Annotated in this window: 16 protein-coding genes; 3 read left to right on the plus strand and 13 right to left on the minus strand. The window is 45.5% G+C overall.

Going from position 1 to position 18,237, the window contains the following annotated elements; genetic code table 11:
* The 6 genes from C1I60_RS21725 to adhE all read right to left on the minus strand — a co-directional run bounded on the left by C1I60_RS21725 (position 1) and on the right by adhE (position 9,210).
* Complete coding sequence (locus C1I60_RS21725) at positions 1–492, minus strand: Fur family transcriptional regulator (RefSeq protein ID WP_137063577.1); 492 nt, start codon at positions 490–492, stop codon at positions 1–3.
* A 252-nt stretch (positions 493–744) separates the two neighbouring features.
* On the minus strand, positions 745–2,964 hold the full coding sequence (locus C1I60_RS21730) for a copper amine oxidase N-terminal domain-containing protein (RefSeq protein ID WP_137063578.1): 2,220 nt from the start codon (positions 2,962–2,964) through the stop codon (positions 745–747).
* The gene (locus C1I60_RS24995; RefSeq protein WP_137063579.1) at positions 2,961–3,179 is read right to left on the minus strand and encodes a hypothetical protein; all 219 of its coding nucleotides are present in this window, start codon (positions 3,177–3,179) and stop codon (positions 2,961–2,963) included. Before C1I60_RS24995 ends, C1I60_RS21730 begins: the two co-directional genes overlap by 4 nt.
* 6 nt (positions 3,180–3,185) lie before the next feature.
* A complete protein-coding gene (gene pflA, locus C1I60_RS21740; protein WP_137063580.1) occupies positions 3,186–3,944 on the minus strand; it encodes a pyruvate formate-lyase-activating protein in 759 nt (252 codons plus the stop codon).
* Positions 3,945–4,009: 65 nt separating this feature from the next.
* Positions 4,010–6,271 carry a formate C-acetyltransferase gene (pflB, locus tag C1I60_RS21745; RefSeq protein WP_137063581.1) on the minus strand — a complete coding sequence of 754 codons (2,262 nt, stop codon included), beginning with the start codon at positions 6,269–6,271 and terminating at the stop codon, positions 4,010–4,012.
* A 326-nt stretch (positions 6,272–6,597) separates the two neighbouring features.
* Positions 6,598–9,210, minus strand: a complete 2,613-nt coding sequence (gene adhE / locus C1I60_RS21750; RefSeq protein WP_137063582.1) for a bifunctional acetaldehyde-CoA/alcohol dehydrogenase — start codon at positions 9,208–9,210, stop codon at positions 6,598–6,600.
* A 304-nt stretch (positions 9,211–9,514) separates the two neighbouring features.
* Here adhE and C1I60_RS21760 point away from each other — a divergent pair, with 304 nt between their 5' ends.
* Positions 9,515–10,231, plus strand: coding sequence for a Crp/Fnr family transcriptional regulator (locus C1I60_RS21760; RefSeq protein WP_137063583.1), 717 nt, complete (start codon positions 9,515–9,517; stop codon positions 10,229–10,231).
* A 185-nt stretch (positions 10,232–10,416) separates the two neighbouring features.
* On the opposite strand, the gene C1I60_RS21765 is transcribed toward C1I60_RS21760, so the two are convergent.
* The gene (locus tag C1I60_RS21765; protein ID WP_137063584.1) at positions 10,417–11,184 is read right to left on the minus strand and encodes a DODA-type extradiol aromatic ring-opening family dioxygenase; all 768 of its coding nucleotides are present in this window, start codon (positions 11,182–11,184) and stop codon (positions 10,417–10,419) included.
* A gap of 339 nt (positions 11,185–11,523) precedes the next feature.
* Here C1I60_RS21765 and C1I60_RS25000 point away from each other — a divergent pair, with 339 nt between their 5' ends.
* On the plus strand, positions 11,524–11,802 hold the full coding sequence (locus C1I60_RS25000; RefSeq protein WP_252361822.1) for a hypothetical protein: 279 nt from the start codon (positions 11,524–11,526) through the stop codon (positions 11,800–11,802).
* A 74-nt stretch (positions 11,803–11,876) separates the two neighbouring features.
* Here the strand turns inward: C1I60_RS25000 and C1I60_RS21775 are convergent, their stop codons facing one another.
* The 6 genes from C1I60_RS21775 to C1I60_RS21800 all read right to left on the minus strand — a co-directional run bounded on the left by C1I60_RS21775 (position 11,877) and on the right by C1I60_RS21800 (position 17,238).
* Positions 11,877–12,200: a winged helix-turn-helix transcriptional regulator gene (locus C1I60_RS21775; RefSeq protein WP_137063586.1), complete on the minus strand. Its 324-nt coding sequence runs from the start codon at positions 12,198–12,200 to the stop codon at positions 11,877–11,879.
* 267 nt (positions 12,201–12,467) lie between these two features.
* Positions 12,468–13,199, minus strand: coding sequence for a ThuA domain-containing protein (locus C1I60_RS21780; protein ID WP_137063587.1), 732 nt, complete (start codon positions 13,197–13,199; stop codon positions 12,468–12,470).
* Between the two features lie 20 nt (positions 13,200–13,219).
* Positions 13,220–14,188: a sugar phosphate isomerase/epimerase family protein gene (locus tag C1I60_RS21785; RefSeq protein WP_137063588.1), complete on the minus strand. Its 969-nt coding sequence runs from the start codon at positions 14,186–14,188 to the stop codon at positions 13,220–13,222.
* 82 nt (positions 14,189–14,270) lie between these two features.
* Positions 14,271–15,353: a Gfo/Idh/MocA family protein gene (locus tag C1I60_RS21790; RefSeq protein ID WP_137063589.1), complete on the minus strand. Its 1,083-nt coding sequence runs from the start codon at positions 15,351–15,353 to the stop codon at positions 14,271–14,273.
* Positions 15,346–16,113, minus strand: a complete 768-nt coding sequence (locus C1I60_RS21795) for a sugar phosphate isomerase/epimerase family protein (RefSeq protein ID WP_137063590.1) — start codon at positions 16,111–16,113, stop codon at positions 15,346–15,348. Before C1I60_RS21795 ends, C1I60_RS21790 begins: the two co-directional genes overlap by 8 nt.
* Before the next feature lie 18 nt (positions 16,114–16,131).
* Entirely contained in the window at positions 16,132–17,238 is a 1,107-nt protein-coding gene (locus C1I60_RS21800; RefSeq protein WP_137063591.1) for a Gfo/Idh/MocA family protein, read from the minus strand.
* 161 nt (positions 17,239–17,399) lie between these two features.
* Here C1I60_RS21800 and C1I60_RS21810 point away from each other — a divergent pair, with 161 nt between their 5' ends.
* On the plus strand, positions 17,400–18,218 hold the full coding sequence (locus C1I60_RS21810; RefSeq protein ID WP_137063593.1) for an AraC family transcriptional regulator: 819 nt from the start codon (positions 17,400–17,402) through the stop codon (positions 18,216–18,218).
* Positions 18,219–18,237: the final 19 nt, after the last annotated feature.

Genomic DNA, 18,237 nt, shown 5'->3' on the forward strand with positions numbered 1-18,237 from the left:
TCAGTAGCCTCCGTGGCTGTGAGTGTGACCGCTCGCCTGTTTGTATCCCCCATTAGAATTGGCCTCTGCTTGCCCGTTCTTCTTCTGGCACTTCTTGCAATAACCAAAAATCTCAAACTTGTGTTCAACAATTTGGAACTGATCTGTCGTATCTGTCATTTGCATCGGGCAGAAAGAGATCGGTAAAGTTTTCTGACAGCTCAGGCAAATCATATGGTGGTGGTGATGATGCTCATTGCAGCTTACCTTGAATTTCATCCCATCCTCAAAAGATACCTGCTCCAGCACACCCAATTCCTGCATCACACGCAAATTACGGTAAACAGTGTCAAAGCTGAGTCCGCTGTATTTTTTACCCATATATTCATAAACGTCTTTTGGGGACAGATACCCTTCGTTCTCGGAAAATAACGTGGCCAGCGTCTTGCGCTGATCCGTAATACGCAGCCCCTGAGTGGACATTGTTGCGATAATCTCATCCTTTGTCAGCATGCGTTTCACCCTCCCCTGTCTGTAGTTTCAGGTTATCTGATGCAGGCTTAGGCTTGCATCTGCTTATTATACCACGATTAAAGTCAAAGTTATAAGAGATATTCGCGCTCTTGATAAAGAAAAAGACGTTCTTCCTGTGCTTGAACCGAATCCGCAGCAGGAGAACGCCTTTATTCTGTAAGTGATCTGACTTTAAACGGTGAATGATGAGACCCTTCGGTCTAAACCAATAAACAATACCGGATGCACATATTAATTTTTAATAGCTGGTAATGGCATAACTACCACCGAAACTGGCAAGTTACTACCCGCCGCAGCAGTGAAATACATCTCTACACTTTCCTCGATATGACCTGTACGATACAGTACACTCATCTCATTCGGAGCCCACACGGAGCCGTTCGTCGGGATACCCACGACCTGATTATTCACCATAGCATAGCCAGAGTATTCACCACCACGCGGGTTAAATGTAATCAGGGAATATGGCGCTACGCGATCCAGTTTAACCTTATACACAACACCAAAATTACCCGCATTGGAGGAAGAAGAACCGTCCAGACCGTCTGAACCAAGCAGGTTCGGGTCTACTTTATTGTCGCCAAGAACGATACGCTGAGCTGTTTTACCAACCTCTTCTGTATATTCCAGCGTAATATCCGAATTCGCATACGTTCCACGGTTATGAATTCCGTCCTTAGGCAGTTTTGCCAGAGTAGGCATAGCAATCAATGGATCTGCATTTGCATCTAACACAACAACTGTGTATTGAATAGGTTGATCCGTATACAAGTCAGATAAGAGAGAAATGACCTGTTTTTGCTTAATTTTTTGCGCATTCAAATCCTGTAAAATAACGCGGCTTTCGCCTGGATTCAGAACCGTGCTGGAACGTTTGCTTCCATCCTGCATGGATTGAAAGTACCGCTGAATCGAAACCTTACCCGCAGCCGTCGCAAACTCAGATGGGCCGGCGAAGCCGGAATTTTCGACGTTCAGATTAGCAGCAGTAATATTATTGTTGGTTGCGATAACGTACATTTTTACATCTCTGCCCGTTTCATTCACATGATGGACGAGTATACGTGTGCTGCCTGATCCCATTTCCTGATACACAATACCATCCTGGAATACACGTTCCGGGCTGTTAGCACGGATCAGAAGGCGTGGTGAAGATGTGCTGGTTAACGGAATGGTAGCCATAGTAGGCACCTGACTGCCGTCTACACTATACTTATCACCATAAGGCGTGAAGATTTTGTTGAAATCATCTTCGTTGTATAGCAGCTCATTCGTAATCTTAATCGTTTGACTTACTGTACCTGTTGCACCATGCTTGTCAGTCACAGTCAGCGTTATGGTCACATCACCCGGCTCGAAAAACGCCAGTTTCTTATTCACCCAATCACGTTTAGTAATCGCATTTTCATCATCCGTACTCAGATCCGTAATCGTGATTTTTTCACCCATTTTGTATTCTTTTTTATCTGTTGTAAACAGAGCCACTGGCGGCTGATTCGGCGGTCTTACCGTAATCGTAACTGAGTATGGATCACTCCAGTTCCCTGCGGAGTCAAGAACGGAATAGGTAACTACATATGTACCTGGCTCTTGAAATACGTCCTGCTTGCCTTCCCAACGTTGATTCACAATCGGAAGACCTGTAGGAGAAGATTCCTTCGTCAAATACGTAACTTGGGTTTCGCCCGCATAGATATCTTTTTGCTGAACCGTGAAGGAAGCTTTAGGCTTTTGATTCAAATCCATAATAACCTGTTTTGTTGTATTATTTACAGTATAAGGAATATTTAAAGCCTGTGTAATAGAGGTCAACGGCACCATAAATACGTTCTTTTGCTGGAATGCCGGTCCCTTCATTTGTCTAGCTTCACCGTTAACAGTATAAATTTTGCTGTCTGTCTTGAAGCGCAGCACGTTTGTACCTTGGGTGATAACGGTTTCCTTGGTAGCAGTATCATAACTAAACTGTAAGCCGACGCGGCTGACTAGCGAGCGGATAGCTACATAAGAAACACCGTCCTTGACTGTCATCGGCTGAGTCGCCGTATACACCTGTCCGTTTTGTTCCATTTTTGCGCTGTTCAAATACAAAATCAGTTGATTTGCACTCATGGATGTTGGAGAACCACCAGGGTTGGTGATTGTTCCGTCTCCACTGTATACATCATTGGATACGCTCGATCCGTTGGTTGTATCCGTCGGCAAGCCGGACAAAGGATCATTGGATACGCCTGTGTTATCAGGTGTCACTGTATCATTTTGTGCTCCAGTGCTACCTTGTCCCCCGATACTATTATCAACGCCGGAATTTGTGACATTGGCCTGAGCCTGCTGTCCGCTAACCGAATCGGTGGATTGAACAGTGGATACTGCTTCTGCTCCTACAGGGGCTACTGCAGCCACCTGAGCTACCGCAAGCGCGGTGAGCATGGTCCATTTCTTGAAATTCATTGTTTGTCTCCTTCTATTACCAAATTATTATCATCCCCGTAAAAAGTCATACTATTAGACGCGGCTGTTGACCAAAAGTTGCTGGGAATTTTGCTGAACATGAAAAAAAGGGAACTTTCTCCTGTGGCTGCAAGAAATACTACAACAAAAAAACGCCGCCCCATCTGACCTGATGGGGCGGCGGCTTCATAAATAGAAAGTATTTTAAAGGCCATTCAACATTATGACGGACGGACAGCGGCATTTGTCCCTGCGGTCTCCAGACGACCTTCTTCAATGAGACGATAAGCACGTTGAACCTCTTCATCTGTGGGGGACGGAACCCCTTCCAGCGGATACGCCTTGCCGAGCATTTCCCACTTGTATACACCCATTTGGTGGTAGGGTAAAATTTCGAACTTTTCGACTCCGTTTAATGTTCCGATAAACCGCCCCAAATTCAGCAGATCCTGCTCATCATCATGAATACCCGGCACAAACACGTGTCTAATCCACATCTTGCGCCCTTGTTCAGACAACCATCGTGCCGTACTTAGCATACGGTCATTGGATTTGCCAGTTAGCTTAATATGCTTGTCATTGTCAATATGCTTTATATCCAGCAACACCAAGTCTGTTACGTCCAGCAGTTCATGGATACGGCCTGCGTCATTAAAACCGTTACTGTCCAGCGTTGTGTGCAAATTCCAGCGTTGCTTCACTTCTTTGAATAGCTCTGCCACAAAATGAGCTTGCAGTGTTGGTTCTCCACCGGATACAGTCAATCCGCCTCCCGAAGAACGATAGTAGGCTAAATATGGCTCAATTTCAGCCAATACCTCCTTCAGGGTCATTGGATTGCCTTCATTTAGAGCCCAGGTGTCCGGGTTGTGACAATATTGGCATTTTAACAAGCATCCTTGCATAAAAAGCACGAAGCGGATGCCGGGACCATCGACGGTCCCGAAGGTTTCCAATGAGTGTATATGGCCTTTCAGCATGTTGCATCATCCTTCCCGCATCCGCTATGCGTGCGTCGTTGTAATATATGATACGTAAAGCTTTGTTACATTGTACCGTGGAAAGTACGGTTAATGACATCCAGCTGTTGTTCACGAGTCAGCTTGATGAAGTTAACGGCATAGCCTGATACGCGAATCGTAAGCTGTGGATAGTTTTCTGGGTGATCCATCGCATCCAGCAATTGCTCACGAGCAAATACGTTGACGTTCAGATGATGTGCATGACTTCCGAAATAGCCGTCCATCATGGAAACAAGATTCGTTTTGCGTGTTTCTTCTTCTTTACCCAGTGCTTTAGGCACGATGGAGAAGGTATTCGAGATGCCATCCAGGCTGTGCTCGTAAGGCAATTTAGCTACGGAACTCAGGGAAGCCAAAGCACCTTTTTTGTCGCGTCCATGCATTGGATTTGCACCTGGTGCAAACGGTTCGCCTGCTTTACGTCCATCCGGTGTTGTACCTGTTTTCTTACCGTATACCACGTTGGAAGTAATGGTCAGTACAGATTGAGTAGGAATCGCATTCCGGTAAGCCTTATGCTTGCGGATCATGCCCATGAAGGACTCTACCAGTTCTACTGCGATGTTATCTACACGATCATCGTTATTACCGTAGCAAGGATATTCGCCTTCAATTTCAAAGTCAATGGCGATGCCTTTTTCGTTACGGATTGGTTTCACCTTTGCATGTTTAATGGCGCTCAGGGAATCGGCAGCAACGGACAGACCGGCAATACCACAAGCCATTGTACGAATAATATCACGGTCATGCAGCGCCATTTCAATCCGTTCGTAGCTGTATTTATCGTGCATGTAGTGAATAACGTTCAAAGTGTTCATGTACAATTTTGCCAACCATTCCATCATTGGCTTAAAGCGGCCCAGCACTTCCTCGTAATCCAGCACTTCACTAGTAATTGCAGGATATTCAGGACCTACTTGAGCACCTGATTTTTCATCCACACCGCCGTTAATAGCATACAACAGAGCTTTAGCCAAATTGGCACGAGCACCAAAGAATTGCATTTGTTTACCGATTTTCATAGCCGATACGCAACATGCAATACCATAATCATCGCCATAAATCGGACGCATCAGATCATCATTTTCGTATTGAATGGAGCTGGTTTCAATGGATACTTTGGCACAATATTTTTTGAAACCTTCAGGCAATTTTTCTGACCACAGTACAGTCAGGTTCGGTTCCGGTGCAGGTCCCAGATTGTACAGGGTGTGCAGGAAACGGAAGCTGTTTTTAGTAACCCGAGTTTCTCCAGTAATGGACATACCGCCAATGGATTCAGTTACCCATGTTGGGTCTCCGCTGAACAGTTCGTTATAATCAGGTGTACGCAGGAATTTAACAATACGCAGTTTCATAACAAAATGATCGACCAGTTCTTGTGCTTGTTCTTCTGTCATTGCGCCTTCTTCCAAATCACGTTGAGTATAAATATCAAGGAAGGAAGACACACGTCCCAAGGACATTGCTGCACCATTTTGTTCTTTGATCGCTGCAAGATAGCCAAAATACACCCATTGGAAAGCTTCTTTTGCGTTGTTAGCAGGCTTTGAGATGTCGAAACCATGATCAGCAGCCATTTGTTTCAGCTCGTTCAAAGCGCGAATTTGCTCGGAAATTTCTTCACGCAGACGAATTACGTCTTCTTCCATGGAATCTACTTCAAGGCTTTTCAGTTGAGCTTTTTTGTCTTTAATCAGGAAGTCTGCACCATACAGTGCTACACGACGGTAGTCACCGATAATGCGACCACGACCATATGCGTCTGGCAAACCAGTGATAATACCCGCTTTACGAGCTGCTCTCATATCATCGGTATAAGCGTCGAATACACCCTGATTATGCGTTTTGCGAATATGAGTGAAGATATCAACAATGCTTTGCGGTACTTCAAAGCCATAGGCTTTGCAAGCGTCAATCATCATCCGGATACCACCAAACGGCTGCAAAGAGCGTTTGAATGGAGCGTCTGTTTGTACACCGACAACTTGTTCTTTATCCCGGTCTAGATAGCCCGGCTTATGTGAAATAATGGTGGATGGCGTATTCACGTCTACATCAAGCACACCGCCGTTTGCCAGCTCTTTTTTGGTAAGATCGGATACAATATCCCACAGTGCAGTTGTGTTGGCGGTAGGGCCAACTAGAAATTCTTCGTTACCGACATAAGGTAAGATATTGGTTTCGATAAAATCGTTGACGTTGACTTCTTTAGTCCATTTACCTTTTTTGAAACCTCTCCAGCCAGATTGTTGCTCTTGTAATTCTCTCTCAATCACCGACATGTAAATCCCTCCAAATTGTTTGGTTTTCCGGACTTGTGATTTTTTTCACATTTAAATAGTCTCGAGTCCGGCCTTTTCACCGATGCCTTACGCTCAGTGTCGGGACCTTTCTTACACCCTTATTGTAGAATAATGATAGAGTGTAGTATGTGATAAAAATCACAATACAGGTGATATTTATCACTTTATTTTCTTTAGCTTCACGCCCGTACCTTTATCCTTGCCGTTCACCTCCCTTCCCAAACCAACAGGCCCTCTATATAGAGAGCCTGCGTTGGTATTGAACGGGAAAATGCTTAGTCACAAATTCTATTCGTACCTATATATTATTGGTCAAAACGTCCGTAGAAGGCATTGCGGTATACATCAGCTAATTCGGTAACCAGCGGCAGCTTCGGATTCGCAGTTGTACATTGATCCTCAAAAGCGCGGTCAGCCAGATAATCTACACGCGATTCAAAATCCTTCGCATCGAAGCCGATTTGCTGGAACGATTCCTCGATACCGAGTGTTTTGTTCAGCTTGCGGATCGCTTCGATCAGGCTATTAACCCCTTCTTCCGTGGTACGGGCAGGCAGTCCCAGTATGCGTGCAATTTCTGCATAGCGCTCATCCGCAACAAAGTGCGAATATTTAGGGAACGAAGCAAACTTCGTCGGTTTTTTCGCATTATAACGAATGACGTGTGGTAACAAAATGGCATTTGTGCGACCATGTGCTGTGTGGTATTGTCCACCCCATTTGTGCGCAAGACTGTGGTTAATACCCAGGAATGCATTGGCAAACGCCATTCCTGCCAGCGTGGAAGCATTATGCATTTTTTCACGAGCCAGCTTGTCGCCACTCAGAGCCGATTGCTCTAGGTATTGGAATACCAGTTGAATAGCTTTAATTGCCAGACCGTCTGTGTAGTCACTAGCCATTACAGACACGTAGGCCTCGATGGCATGTGTCAGTACGTCCATACCTGTATCCGCTACAGCTGTTTTAGGCAGCGAATATACAAACTCAGGGTCAATAATTGCCACATCAGGAGTCAGCTCATAGTCAGCCAGCGGATACTTCGTGTTGCCCTGATTTTTGTCTGTAATAACTGCGAACGATGTAACTTCCGAACCTGTACCCGAGGTTGTAGGAATGGCTACAAATTGTGCTTTCTGACCAAGACGCGGGTACTTGTAGATGCGTTTGCGAATATCCATAAATTTTTGTTTCAAGTTGTTGAAATCAGTATCTGGGTATTCATAGAACATCCACATGCCTTTAGCCGCATCCATCGGCGAACCTCCGCCCAATGCAATAATGCAATCCGGTTGGAAACGTCTCATCATTTCAGTACCACGTTCTACCGTAACTGTCGATGGATCTGGCTCTACTTCCGAGAACACTTCGATAGCTACTGGTGTTTGGCGTTGGTGCAAATAATGGATGACACGATCCACATATCCAAGTTTTACCATCATAGGGTCTGTGATAATGGCTACACGTGTGATATCAGGCATTTTAGCAAGATACTGAGTCGAATTTTTTTCAAAATAAATTTTGGAAGGTACTTTGAACCATTGCATATTCACCGTACGTTTCGCCACCCTTTTCACATTAATCAAGTTGACTGCCGATACGTTCGACGAAGTCGAGTTACGTCCGTACGAACCACAACCGAGTGTCAGCGATGGAAGGTTGGTGTTGTAGATGTCACCGATCGCACCATGTGTGGAAGGTGCATTTACAATGATACGGCCTGTTTGCAAACGGTTCGCGAACCGAGCGATAACGTCCTCATCGTTCGAATGAATAGCAGACGAGTGACCCATGCCCCCAAATTCCACGACTTCAGCAGCGCGTTGAATACCTTGTTCAGCATTTTTTACTTTATAGCAAGCCAATACAGGACTCAATTTTTCCGCAGACAATGGGAATTTTGTTCCTACCCCTTCAATCTCAGCAACCAAAATTTTAGTTCCTGCTGGTACTGTGATGCCACTCATTTCAGCAATTTTTACAGCAGACTGTCCGACGATTGCTGGGTTCACTGCACATTTCTCGACATTCATAGCTCCTTGAGTGAGCTTAGCTGCTTCTTCTTTGTTTACAAAATAGCAACCGTTAGCGATCATCAATTTTTTCACTTGTTCGAAGATGGGCTCTTCGATAATAACCGCTTGCTCGGAAGCACAGATCATACCGTTATCAAAAGATTTTGAGAGGATCAGATCGGTCACAGCTTGCTTGATGTCCGCTGTCTTTTCAATGAAGCAAGGCACGTTACCAGGACCTACGCCCAGAGCAGGTTTACCGCAGCTATATGCCGCCTTAACCATGCCTGATCCACCAGTTGCCAGAATCAGCGCCACATCCGGGTGATTCATAAGTGAATTTGTCTTATCCATCGATGGAGCTTCAATCCATTGAATACAATCGGCTGGAGCACCATGCTTGACGGCTGCTTCAAGCAAGACGCGAGCTGCTTCCGCACTACACGATTGAGCGGATGGATGGAAACCGAAAATGATCGGGTTACGTGTTTTAATAGCAATCAACGCTTTGAACATTGTAGTTGAAGTCGGATTAGTCACTGGAGTGATCCCCATTATGATGCCGACAGGTTCTGCTATTTTTTGAAAACTGTCAAAGTCATTATCTTCAATGACACCGACGGTTTTTTCATTTTTGATACTATGATAGACATATTCTGTTGCAAACATGTTTTTGGTGATTTTGTCCTCGTACACACCGCGTCCTGTTTCTTCAACAGCCAGCTTCGCCAGATGCATGTGCTTATCCATCCCTGCGAGTGCCATAGCTTGTACGATTTCGTCAATCTGCTCCTGATTCATACTCATGAAAGCCTGCTGTGCCCGGTTCCCCCGGTCAATCAGTGTTTGAATATACTGCTCAGCGCTTTGCTCTTTTTGGATAACCTCGTTTTTAACAGCCATTTCCCTCATCCTCCTGTTATCTCGTGTACTATCTCTTGTTCACGCACTGATCGTAACACAGCTTTTCAAGATATATTGTGATTTTTTTCACAATATATCTAAAATTTTATTTTATTTTATGAAGTGAAGTGAAGTGAAGTGAAGTGAAGTGAAGTGAAGTGAAGTGAATTAAATCACAAAGTTTGGAATTCTGCCACTTTTACCCCCTCTTCTTGCCCCAAAAACGCATAGCACAGGTATATAATGAATTTGAATTGATCAAGTTGCAGATAAAAAAACAAAGGAAACAAAGGGGAAATGGACGATGAGAAACCCTGCAAACGTAATGGAAGCCCGCGGCAATACCTGTTGCTTCTCAGAGGCCAGCTTCAACCGGCTGCAAGTGATGATGAAGGATCGGATCATGCCAGAAAGCTCACACCTGTTCTGGGAAGGAGACACAGCGGATAAGCTGTTTTATATCAAGCGCGGACGCGTGAAAGTAACGAAAACAACGGATGAGGGTAAGGAACTTATACTATATATGTACCAAAGCGGCGATCTGATTGGTCAAGCTGATCCATTTTTTGGTACCAAGCACTCCTTTTCTGCCGAAGTTCTGGAGGACAGTGATATCGGTGTTGTCGATCATACGGATTTGGAGCTGCTTATTTGCCAGCACTGTGATTTTGCCATTGACTTTATGAAATGGATGGGGTCCCACCACCGTATTACTCAGACCAAATTTCGCGATCTAATGATGTACGGGAAGCCCGGTGCTCTGTGCTCCACGCTAATCCGCCTGTGTAACACCTATGGAGAGCCTCATGGGGAACATATCCTTATTCATAAAAAAATCACTCATACCGACCTCTCCAATATGATCGGTGCCACCCGCGAAAGTGTAAACCGGATGCTGAGTGATTTGCGTAAAAAAAATGCAGTCGAATATGATAATGGCATGATCGTCGTAAAGGATTTGGAAATGCTGCAAGGCGTATGTCATTGTGAACTGTGCCCGCGTGAGATTTGCCGGATCTAATAAATAGTTTTAATATAAAGGGGAGTGTTTTGAGCCATTTTGGCTATAAAGCACTCCCTTAATCTTTTTTGCTCCCCCTTAGAGGCAGGCAGTAGCGGAACAGCCCATTTGTATCTGAACAGCGATCGTAAGATCATGTGAATCCCAAAGCGTCTAACACCCCGCCAACATCCTTCTTCACACTTTTAGAACTGGAAGCACAGATAACTTAAATTCCCCATCTCATAGCTCCTGTGGATGACCTTGGCCTTATTCGACGGATCTCCACTCCCCATGGCAATAAACAACGGTACAAAATGTTCAGCTCTCGGTACCGCTTGACCAGCATATGGGGCTTCTCTTTCATAGCGATCCAAAGCCTCTACATCTCCACTCTGTACATTTTCAATAATCCAGTCATCAAAATCAAGTGCCCAAGGCTCTGTTTTCGTTTCTCCCCATTTGACGATGCGCAGATTATGAACAGTTACACCACTGCCAATGACCAAAATATCCTGCTCACCCAACCCCCGCAGCACTTCACCGATAGCATATTGTGCTTTCGGCGATAGAAACGGATTCACGGAAATCTGGACTACCGGAATATCCGCCTCAGGATACATACGATGCAAAAGTGTCCAGGACCCATGATCCAGCCCTCGCACCCGGTCCGTTTGTACGTCAATACCCTTTTGCTCATATAATTCTTTCAACTTAGCCGCCAGCTCCACCGAACCATACGCTGGATATTTAACCGCATACAGCTCCGGCGGGAAACCGCCAAAATCATAAATCGTATCGTAAACGTCGTCTATCGAACTAATTGTCAATGCCTGCGTCTCCCAATGGGCGGTAAAGATAACAATAGACTTCGGGCGAATACTCTTTCCAAGCTGCTCCAGAAAAGCAGTATATTCTGTCTGTTCAATAGCAAGCATAGGTGATCCGTGGGCTAAAAACAAAGATGGCATCATGTGAAAATCCCCTTATCATTTATCAATTTATTTTTCTCAATAAGTAACTTTATGTAAGCAATGATACATAAGTAACAAAGTTATGTCAATGCAGATTTTAGCATACACTTAAAAAACGTCGCTTCCTTAAATAAAGATTGATATAGGTATAAAGTCATAGTAATATATAACTAATAAATATAAATAGTCACTATAACTCGATATAAAGGACTGGTTTCTATGGAGATACATACTGCTAATTGCCCAAAGTGTGGTTCCGTTTTCCGCTATAATCTTAGAAACCTGTGCAATACTTGTATTCAAGAAGAAAATTTATTTTATGACCGCTGTTCTAACTATTTGTGGAAACATCCCACTACCCATACTCGCCAGCTTAGTGAAGCAACCGATACACCTATGAATTTGCTCACAGACTGGGTGAGAGCAGGTAAGTTTCCCTCCACCTATAGTCAGCTTGATTATCCTTGCGAGTCTTGCCATTCCCCGATTTATGCGGGAAGGCTTTGCCATTCCTGCCTTGGTACGTTCCGTACAGCAGCACTCGATATTCAAACCCGTGTACCCCGTCGTACTGCGACCGGATTGTTTTCAATCGCAGGCCGCGCCAAAGGCTATTAAGTATTACAAAAAAAACAGCCTTTTTCCTAGGAAAAGGCTGTTTTGCTATGAAAAACGTTTATTCGGCTTGATACTCATCTAATCCATTCCTCGGCCCAATATTGAATCTGTTCCATGACCGGCTGAAGTGCACGGCCTTTGGTTGTCAGCTCATATTCAATGCGGACAGGAGTTTCCGGGTATACATGACGTATAAGAATTCCTTCATTCTCCAGATCCTTCATCCGCTCAGATAGCATTTTATCGCTCATTGTGGGAATCAGATTGGAAATATCCTTAAAACGCTTGGGACCGCTCATCATGGATTGAATAATGAGTCCGTTCCAACGCTTACCCAGACATGAAAAGGCACTTTCAAAACGCGGACACATTTTTGTAAGTTGCGGTTGAACCTCCATATTTTTCACCTTCTTTAGCATTTCGGCTTGATAAAGCTTTCCTTTTGTTAGTATATATCATTTTAGCATACTTTATCCCGAAAGAAAACACTTTCTTCTTAATTTAATACCTGATCCGATAAAGTTGCCATGACCAAAGCTGATTATACAACAAACCAGCATAAGAGGTATATGGCAAATGCGTTAAATCAAAAACAGACGGAATCTCAAGAGATTTCGCCTGTCAGTTTGTTCAATATCAAGCTTGTCGGAATCAATAAATGGAAATTATACCAATACACCGCCGAGAGGCCTGAAAGGTTCGCTTTTTCCATAAACTGGTTGAACAATACTTGTCGGATGAGCCCAGCGAATACTGTTAGCAATGACCTTCAGAATATCAGGCTGGTAATAGGTTGGATACGTTTCATGACCCGGGCGGAAATAAAATATTTTACCACTGCCACGATGAAAGGTACAACCCGTTCTGAACACCTCTCCACCTTCAAAATTGCTGATAAGGACCAATTCATCCGGTGCCGGGATATCAAAAAACTCACCGTACATCTCTTCGTGCTCCAACAGAATTTTAGCGTCAATGCCCTCCGCAATAGGGTGTGACGGATTTACGGACCAAATAATTTCCTGTTCGCCTGCCACTCTCCATTTCAGATTACAGCTTGTGCCCATCAGGGCTTTAAACGGCTTGGAAAAATGTCCCGAATGCAGCACGATCAAGCCCATGCCTTCCTGTACCCGCTTTACAACACGGGCTGTAACTTCATCACTCACCTGATCGTGTGCTTTATGCCCCCACCACAGCAGCACATCTGTGGAATTCAGGACTTCTTCTCCCAAACCATGCTGGGCATCGTCACGCAACGTAGCCGTTCGAATAGCGAATCCTTCGCTTGACAGCCCATCAGCCAATGCCCTGTGTATCCCATCAGGATATACCCGTTTGGCTTCATCATTCAGCTTCTCGTTCAAAAACTCATTCCAAATGGTGACGTTAATCATCAATACTTCCCCCTATTAGGTTAGACCCACCACATCTCGCTCAGCGGTTCTTCAATAAGGACCTGGCGAAGATTGTGAACGGCTTTAGTAAAGCCTTCCTCGACGGACATCAGACCATCCTCGTGCTCAATACTCACTACATAATCGTAACCCACAAGACGGAGAGCACTAATAATATCCGCCCAGGTTTTGATATCATGTCCATAGCCGACGGTACGGAACTGCCAAGCACGATCCAGCATATTCGTATAATCCTGCATATCGGTCAAACCGTATTTATTCACATTAATCGGGTCAATCGTCGTATCCTTGGCATGGAAATGATGAATGGCTCTCTCCCGGCCCAAAATTTGAACCGCCTGTACCGGATCAATCCCCTGCCACCACATGTGGCTCGGATCCAGATTGGCACCAATGACCTCCCCCACAGCTTCACGCAGACGAAGCAAGGTCGCTGGCGTATGAACGGAAAAGCCACCATGCAGCTCCAGCCCGATTTTGACGTGATGATCCGCTGCAAATTTTCCAGCTTCGGTCCAGTAAGGGATAATTTTATTCTCCCATTGCCATTTCAGCACTTCCTGAAAATCATTCGGCCACGGCGCAACAGGCCAGTTCGGGTACTTCGCATCCTCATGATCACCCGGACAGCCGGAAAAGGTGTTTACAACAGGAACTTCCAGCTTTTCCGCCAAACGAACTGTTTTAAGAAACGCCTCATGATCGGCCTGTGCCAAATGCTTTTGCGGATGGAGCGGGTTGCCGTGACAGCTGAGTGCACTAATAGTCAGTCCACGGGACTCTACTGCTTTTTTGAAGTTTTTGAGAGCTGTTTCGTTGTCCAGCAGTTCATCCGGCTTACAGTGCTTATCGCCCGGGTTACCGCCTGTGCCGATTTCTACTGCATTCAGTCCTTGAGATGCTACATAGTCCAAAGCCTCTTCCAGTGAACGTCCGCCGAACAATACCATAAATACTCCAAGTTTCAAACCTAATCCCTCCCTGTATTATATGTGAAAGAAGCTGCTTATCTTATAATGATGGCCTATCCGGTTGCTTACAGGCTTAATCTTAATCGAAATAGACAGCTTTTCCTGTACGAGCCGATTCATAGATAGCTTCCAAAATTTCAGTAACCACCAACGCCTGTTCGGGCTTCACAAGCGGCTCTTTATCGTCCAGAATGGCTTCGATCCACAGACGGGCTTCGCGATCCGCTTCGTTTTCCGTTTCTCCAGAGTAAAAGGCTACACCGCCCGCATCCAGATCAATTTTCGTATCAAACAAGCGGCTGTTCTTCTCCCCGTTAATACGCAGACCGTCCTGCATATCGGCTCCGCCCTCAGTCCCACATAACAGCGTCTTGGCTTCGCCAAATTCTACAACATTCAGTGCCCAACTGGATTCCAATACAATAGTGGCTCCATTTTGCATGGTAATAAAGCCAAAGGCAGAATCCTCCACTTTAAATTCCTCAGGGTTCCACGGTCCAAAGGCATTCGCCGCGTTTTTACGATCTCCAAGTTTATGGAAGGTAGAGCCCAGCACGCTTTTAGGCTTGTAATTATCCATCAGCCAGAGGGTCAGGTCGAGCGCATGCGTCCCGATATCAATCAGCGGACCGCCGCCCTGCTTCTCTTCATCCAAAAACACTCCCCACGTCGGAACCGCGCGGCGACGCAGAGCAATGGCTTTGCCCAGGTAAATCTCACCAAGCTCTCCCTGTTCGACCAATTGCTTCAGGTACAGGCTGTCATTGCGATAACGGTTTTGATACGCAATGGACAGCTTTTTACCTGTACGGTTCGCAGCATCTAGCATTTCTCGAGCCTGCTCGGCGGTTTTGGCCATCGGCTTCTCGCACAGCACATGCTTACCTGCCTCAAGCGCAGCTACCGTAATTTCCGAGTGCGAGTCGTTGGGTGTACATACATGTACGACTTCAATATCTTTATTTTCAAGCAGCTTGCGATAATCGCTATAAACTTGTGAACCTTCAACACCAAATTTTGCTGCCGCTTCCTCAGCCCGTTCTTGAATAATGTCACAGAAAGCGACGATCTCTGCACGTTTTTGCTTGGCAAGACTAGGCAAATGCTTGCCGTTGGCAATCCCCCCACAACCAATAATTCCGATTTTGAGTGTTTTAGACATGAATATTTCCTCCCTGAGCTGCGTATTGTTGGAGCCACTTAAAGCTGGTTTCAATGCTTTCGATTGGAGGATTTGAGCTGAAATCCTGTTCCACAACAACCCAATCCACGCCTGCCTCAATAGCCGCTTCTGTAATGGCCTGAAGCTGCACCTCTCCTTTGCCAAGCTCTACGGTAACTGCTTTTTGCTGCTCGTCACGTGCCATATCCTTTAAGTGAATGATAGGCAGGCGTCCACGATAACGTCCGATGTATTCCACAGGATCATAGCCTCCGTAGTATACCCAACAAGTATCCATTTCGACCTGCAACAAATCAGCCGAAACCGCATCATATAACGCATCAAAAACCGGACGATCACCGACTTTTTCCGTCAGTTCAAAATCATGATTATGGTAAGCCAATACCAAGCCCTGTTCCTTCACTTTTTCACCAATTCGGTTCAGGTTTGCAAAAAGCTCATCCCACTGACGCTGCTCCTCGGTTAAATAAGGAACGATCAGGTACTTATTCCCTAATTCTTTGTGATAAGCAATCTCCTCATCCAAATGGTCCAACAGACGGGTGTATTGAACATGGGTTCCGACAACTTCCAAACCTAGCTCATCCAAAAGTGCCTTTACATCCTTGGCACTGCGTCCGAAAAAGGCATGAAATTCAACCCCTTTATAGCCCAGCTCAGCTACCTTGCGCAACGTACCTTCAAAATCCTGTTCAAGTTCTTCCCTTACTGTGTACAATTGCAATCCTACTTTAGCCATTGCCCTTCACCTCTTCAATTAGGATGGATGAATCGTTATATCTGTTCCATGATACAAATCCTCGTCTGGCTCAAATGTACTTTCCAACGTAATATGTTTACCTTCCAATGAAGAGCGCTGAAAAGCGTGCATAGCCTCTAATACATGATAGGCCAGTTCCACGTTAGCACGATGGTTCTTTTCACTGCGAATGGCTCTTACCATCTCACCCGCACCTATTCCGCGTTCGTTCTTCCCACACTCAAATAAAGGTTCCACGAGCTCTGCGGTTTCCTCTCCAGATCGACGAAGCTTGACATCTCCGTTAAAAAAGTTCGGATCAGGCAGGATTAAGGTTCCTTCCGTACCATAAATTTCAATACGCGGCAGATCCGACGCCCCCTGAATGTCAAAGCTGGTAATGAGCGTTACAATGGCTCCGTTATGGAAATCCATCGTTCCGGCCAAATGCGTTGGTGTCTGTACCCGCAGCGGTGTACCGCTTTTGGGACCGGAATGTATGTAACGATCAGGAATCTGACTGCCCACTGAACTGCTGATTCGCCGGACCGGACCCAGCACATGGATCAGCGACGTCAAATAGTAAGGTCCCATGTCAAACATCGGACCGCCTCCAGCGGCATAGAAAAATTCCGGATCAGTATGCCGCCATTCGGGACCTCTACCCATAAAGAAAGCAGTAGCGGCTACGGGCTGCCCAATCATTCCATTTTGTATGGCATAGCGTGCAGTCTGAATACCTGCGCCAAGAAATGTATCCGGGGCACAGCCGACACGCAGGTTTTTTGCCTTGGCTAGATCCAGAACGCGTTTGCCATCCTCCAAGGAAACCGCCAAAGGCTTTTCACTGTACACATGCTTGCCTGCCTCCAGTATCGCCATATCCGTCAGTGCATGGCTGCCAGGCACGGTCAGATTAAAAACAAGCTCAATCTCGGGCTGACGAAGTAATTCATCTACCTTGTATGCGTTTTCAATGTTAAATTCATTGGCCCTCGCTTTGGCCCTTTCCTCCAATAAATCAGCCACGGCCACCACTTCGATAAGCGGACTGTTTTGGAGATTTTCAAGGTATACCGCACTAATGTTACCGCAGCCTATAATGCCGGCCTTCATTCGTTTCACTTCGTCACCCCCCTGGCCTCCAACATGTTCTGTATTCTGCTATAAGCCTTACAGACACAATAGTATTCTATTTCCGTTTCGTTTAAAATGAATAATATGATTAAAACATGAACAATCTGGTCAATATTTGAAGCAGCCATATGCCCAAAGGAGTCATCATCATGTCTATCGTCGAGCCTTGTCAGGTTCTTACCGCAGGCTATTCCTTCCATCGCAAGCCCTTTTATTCGAACCAGCCTGAAGGGATCAAAAATTATTTGTTTCGTCTACAAACAGACGGACGCTGCCAGGCCCGCATTAACGGGGAAATGACACGGATTGAGGCGGGTGACCTGCTGCTGTTCAATCCGACCGAGCCTTACGAGCTGGACATTCACAGTGAGTTAAATCCCATGGGGGAACAGGTCGTGGAGAGCGGAGATTATCACATTTTTTTTGGAGGCTCCTGGGTAGATGAGTGGTGGCACCATCACAAACGGCCCAACCGCATCAAGGTCCAGCTTACCGAAGCACTGCTTGGCCTATTTCGGCAGCTTGTGATGGAGCAGCGGCGTATTTCTAATCCTTATCCGGAAATATCAAGCTATTACATGCGTATTCTTTGCCTGGAGTTTGACCGTATGCTGTCCGAGCATCCGACTTCCACCCATCATAGTTATCTCGCTTATCAAATTAAAAACTATATTGAAGAAAATGCTTCTTCCAATTTTAAGCTGGATGACGTGTCCTCACACATCGGCATCAGCGTATCCAGAGCTGTACATCTGTTCAAAGAAACATTTAATACGAGTATTATGCAGTACACACTGGATATCAGGCTCAACATGGCGAGGGAGCGCATTATTTTCAGTCCCATGTCTTTGGAACAGGCAGCCGAATCGTCCGGTTTTGCAAACTATACGTATTTTCACCGCGTATTTCGTTCCCGCTTCGGCATGTCGCCCAAGGAATTCAGAGGGATTCACCGCGAGCAATTGTAGTATTGGTAAAACTAAAACC

The organism is Paenibacillus terrae, from assembly GCF_005217525.1.
Taxonomy (GTDB): Bacteria; Bacillota; Bacilli; order Paenibacillales; family Paenibacillaceae; genus Paenibacillus; species Paenibacillus terrae_C.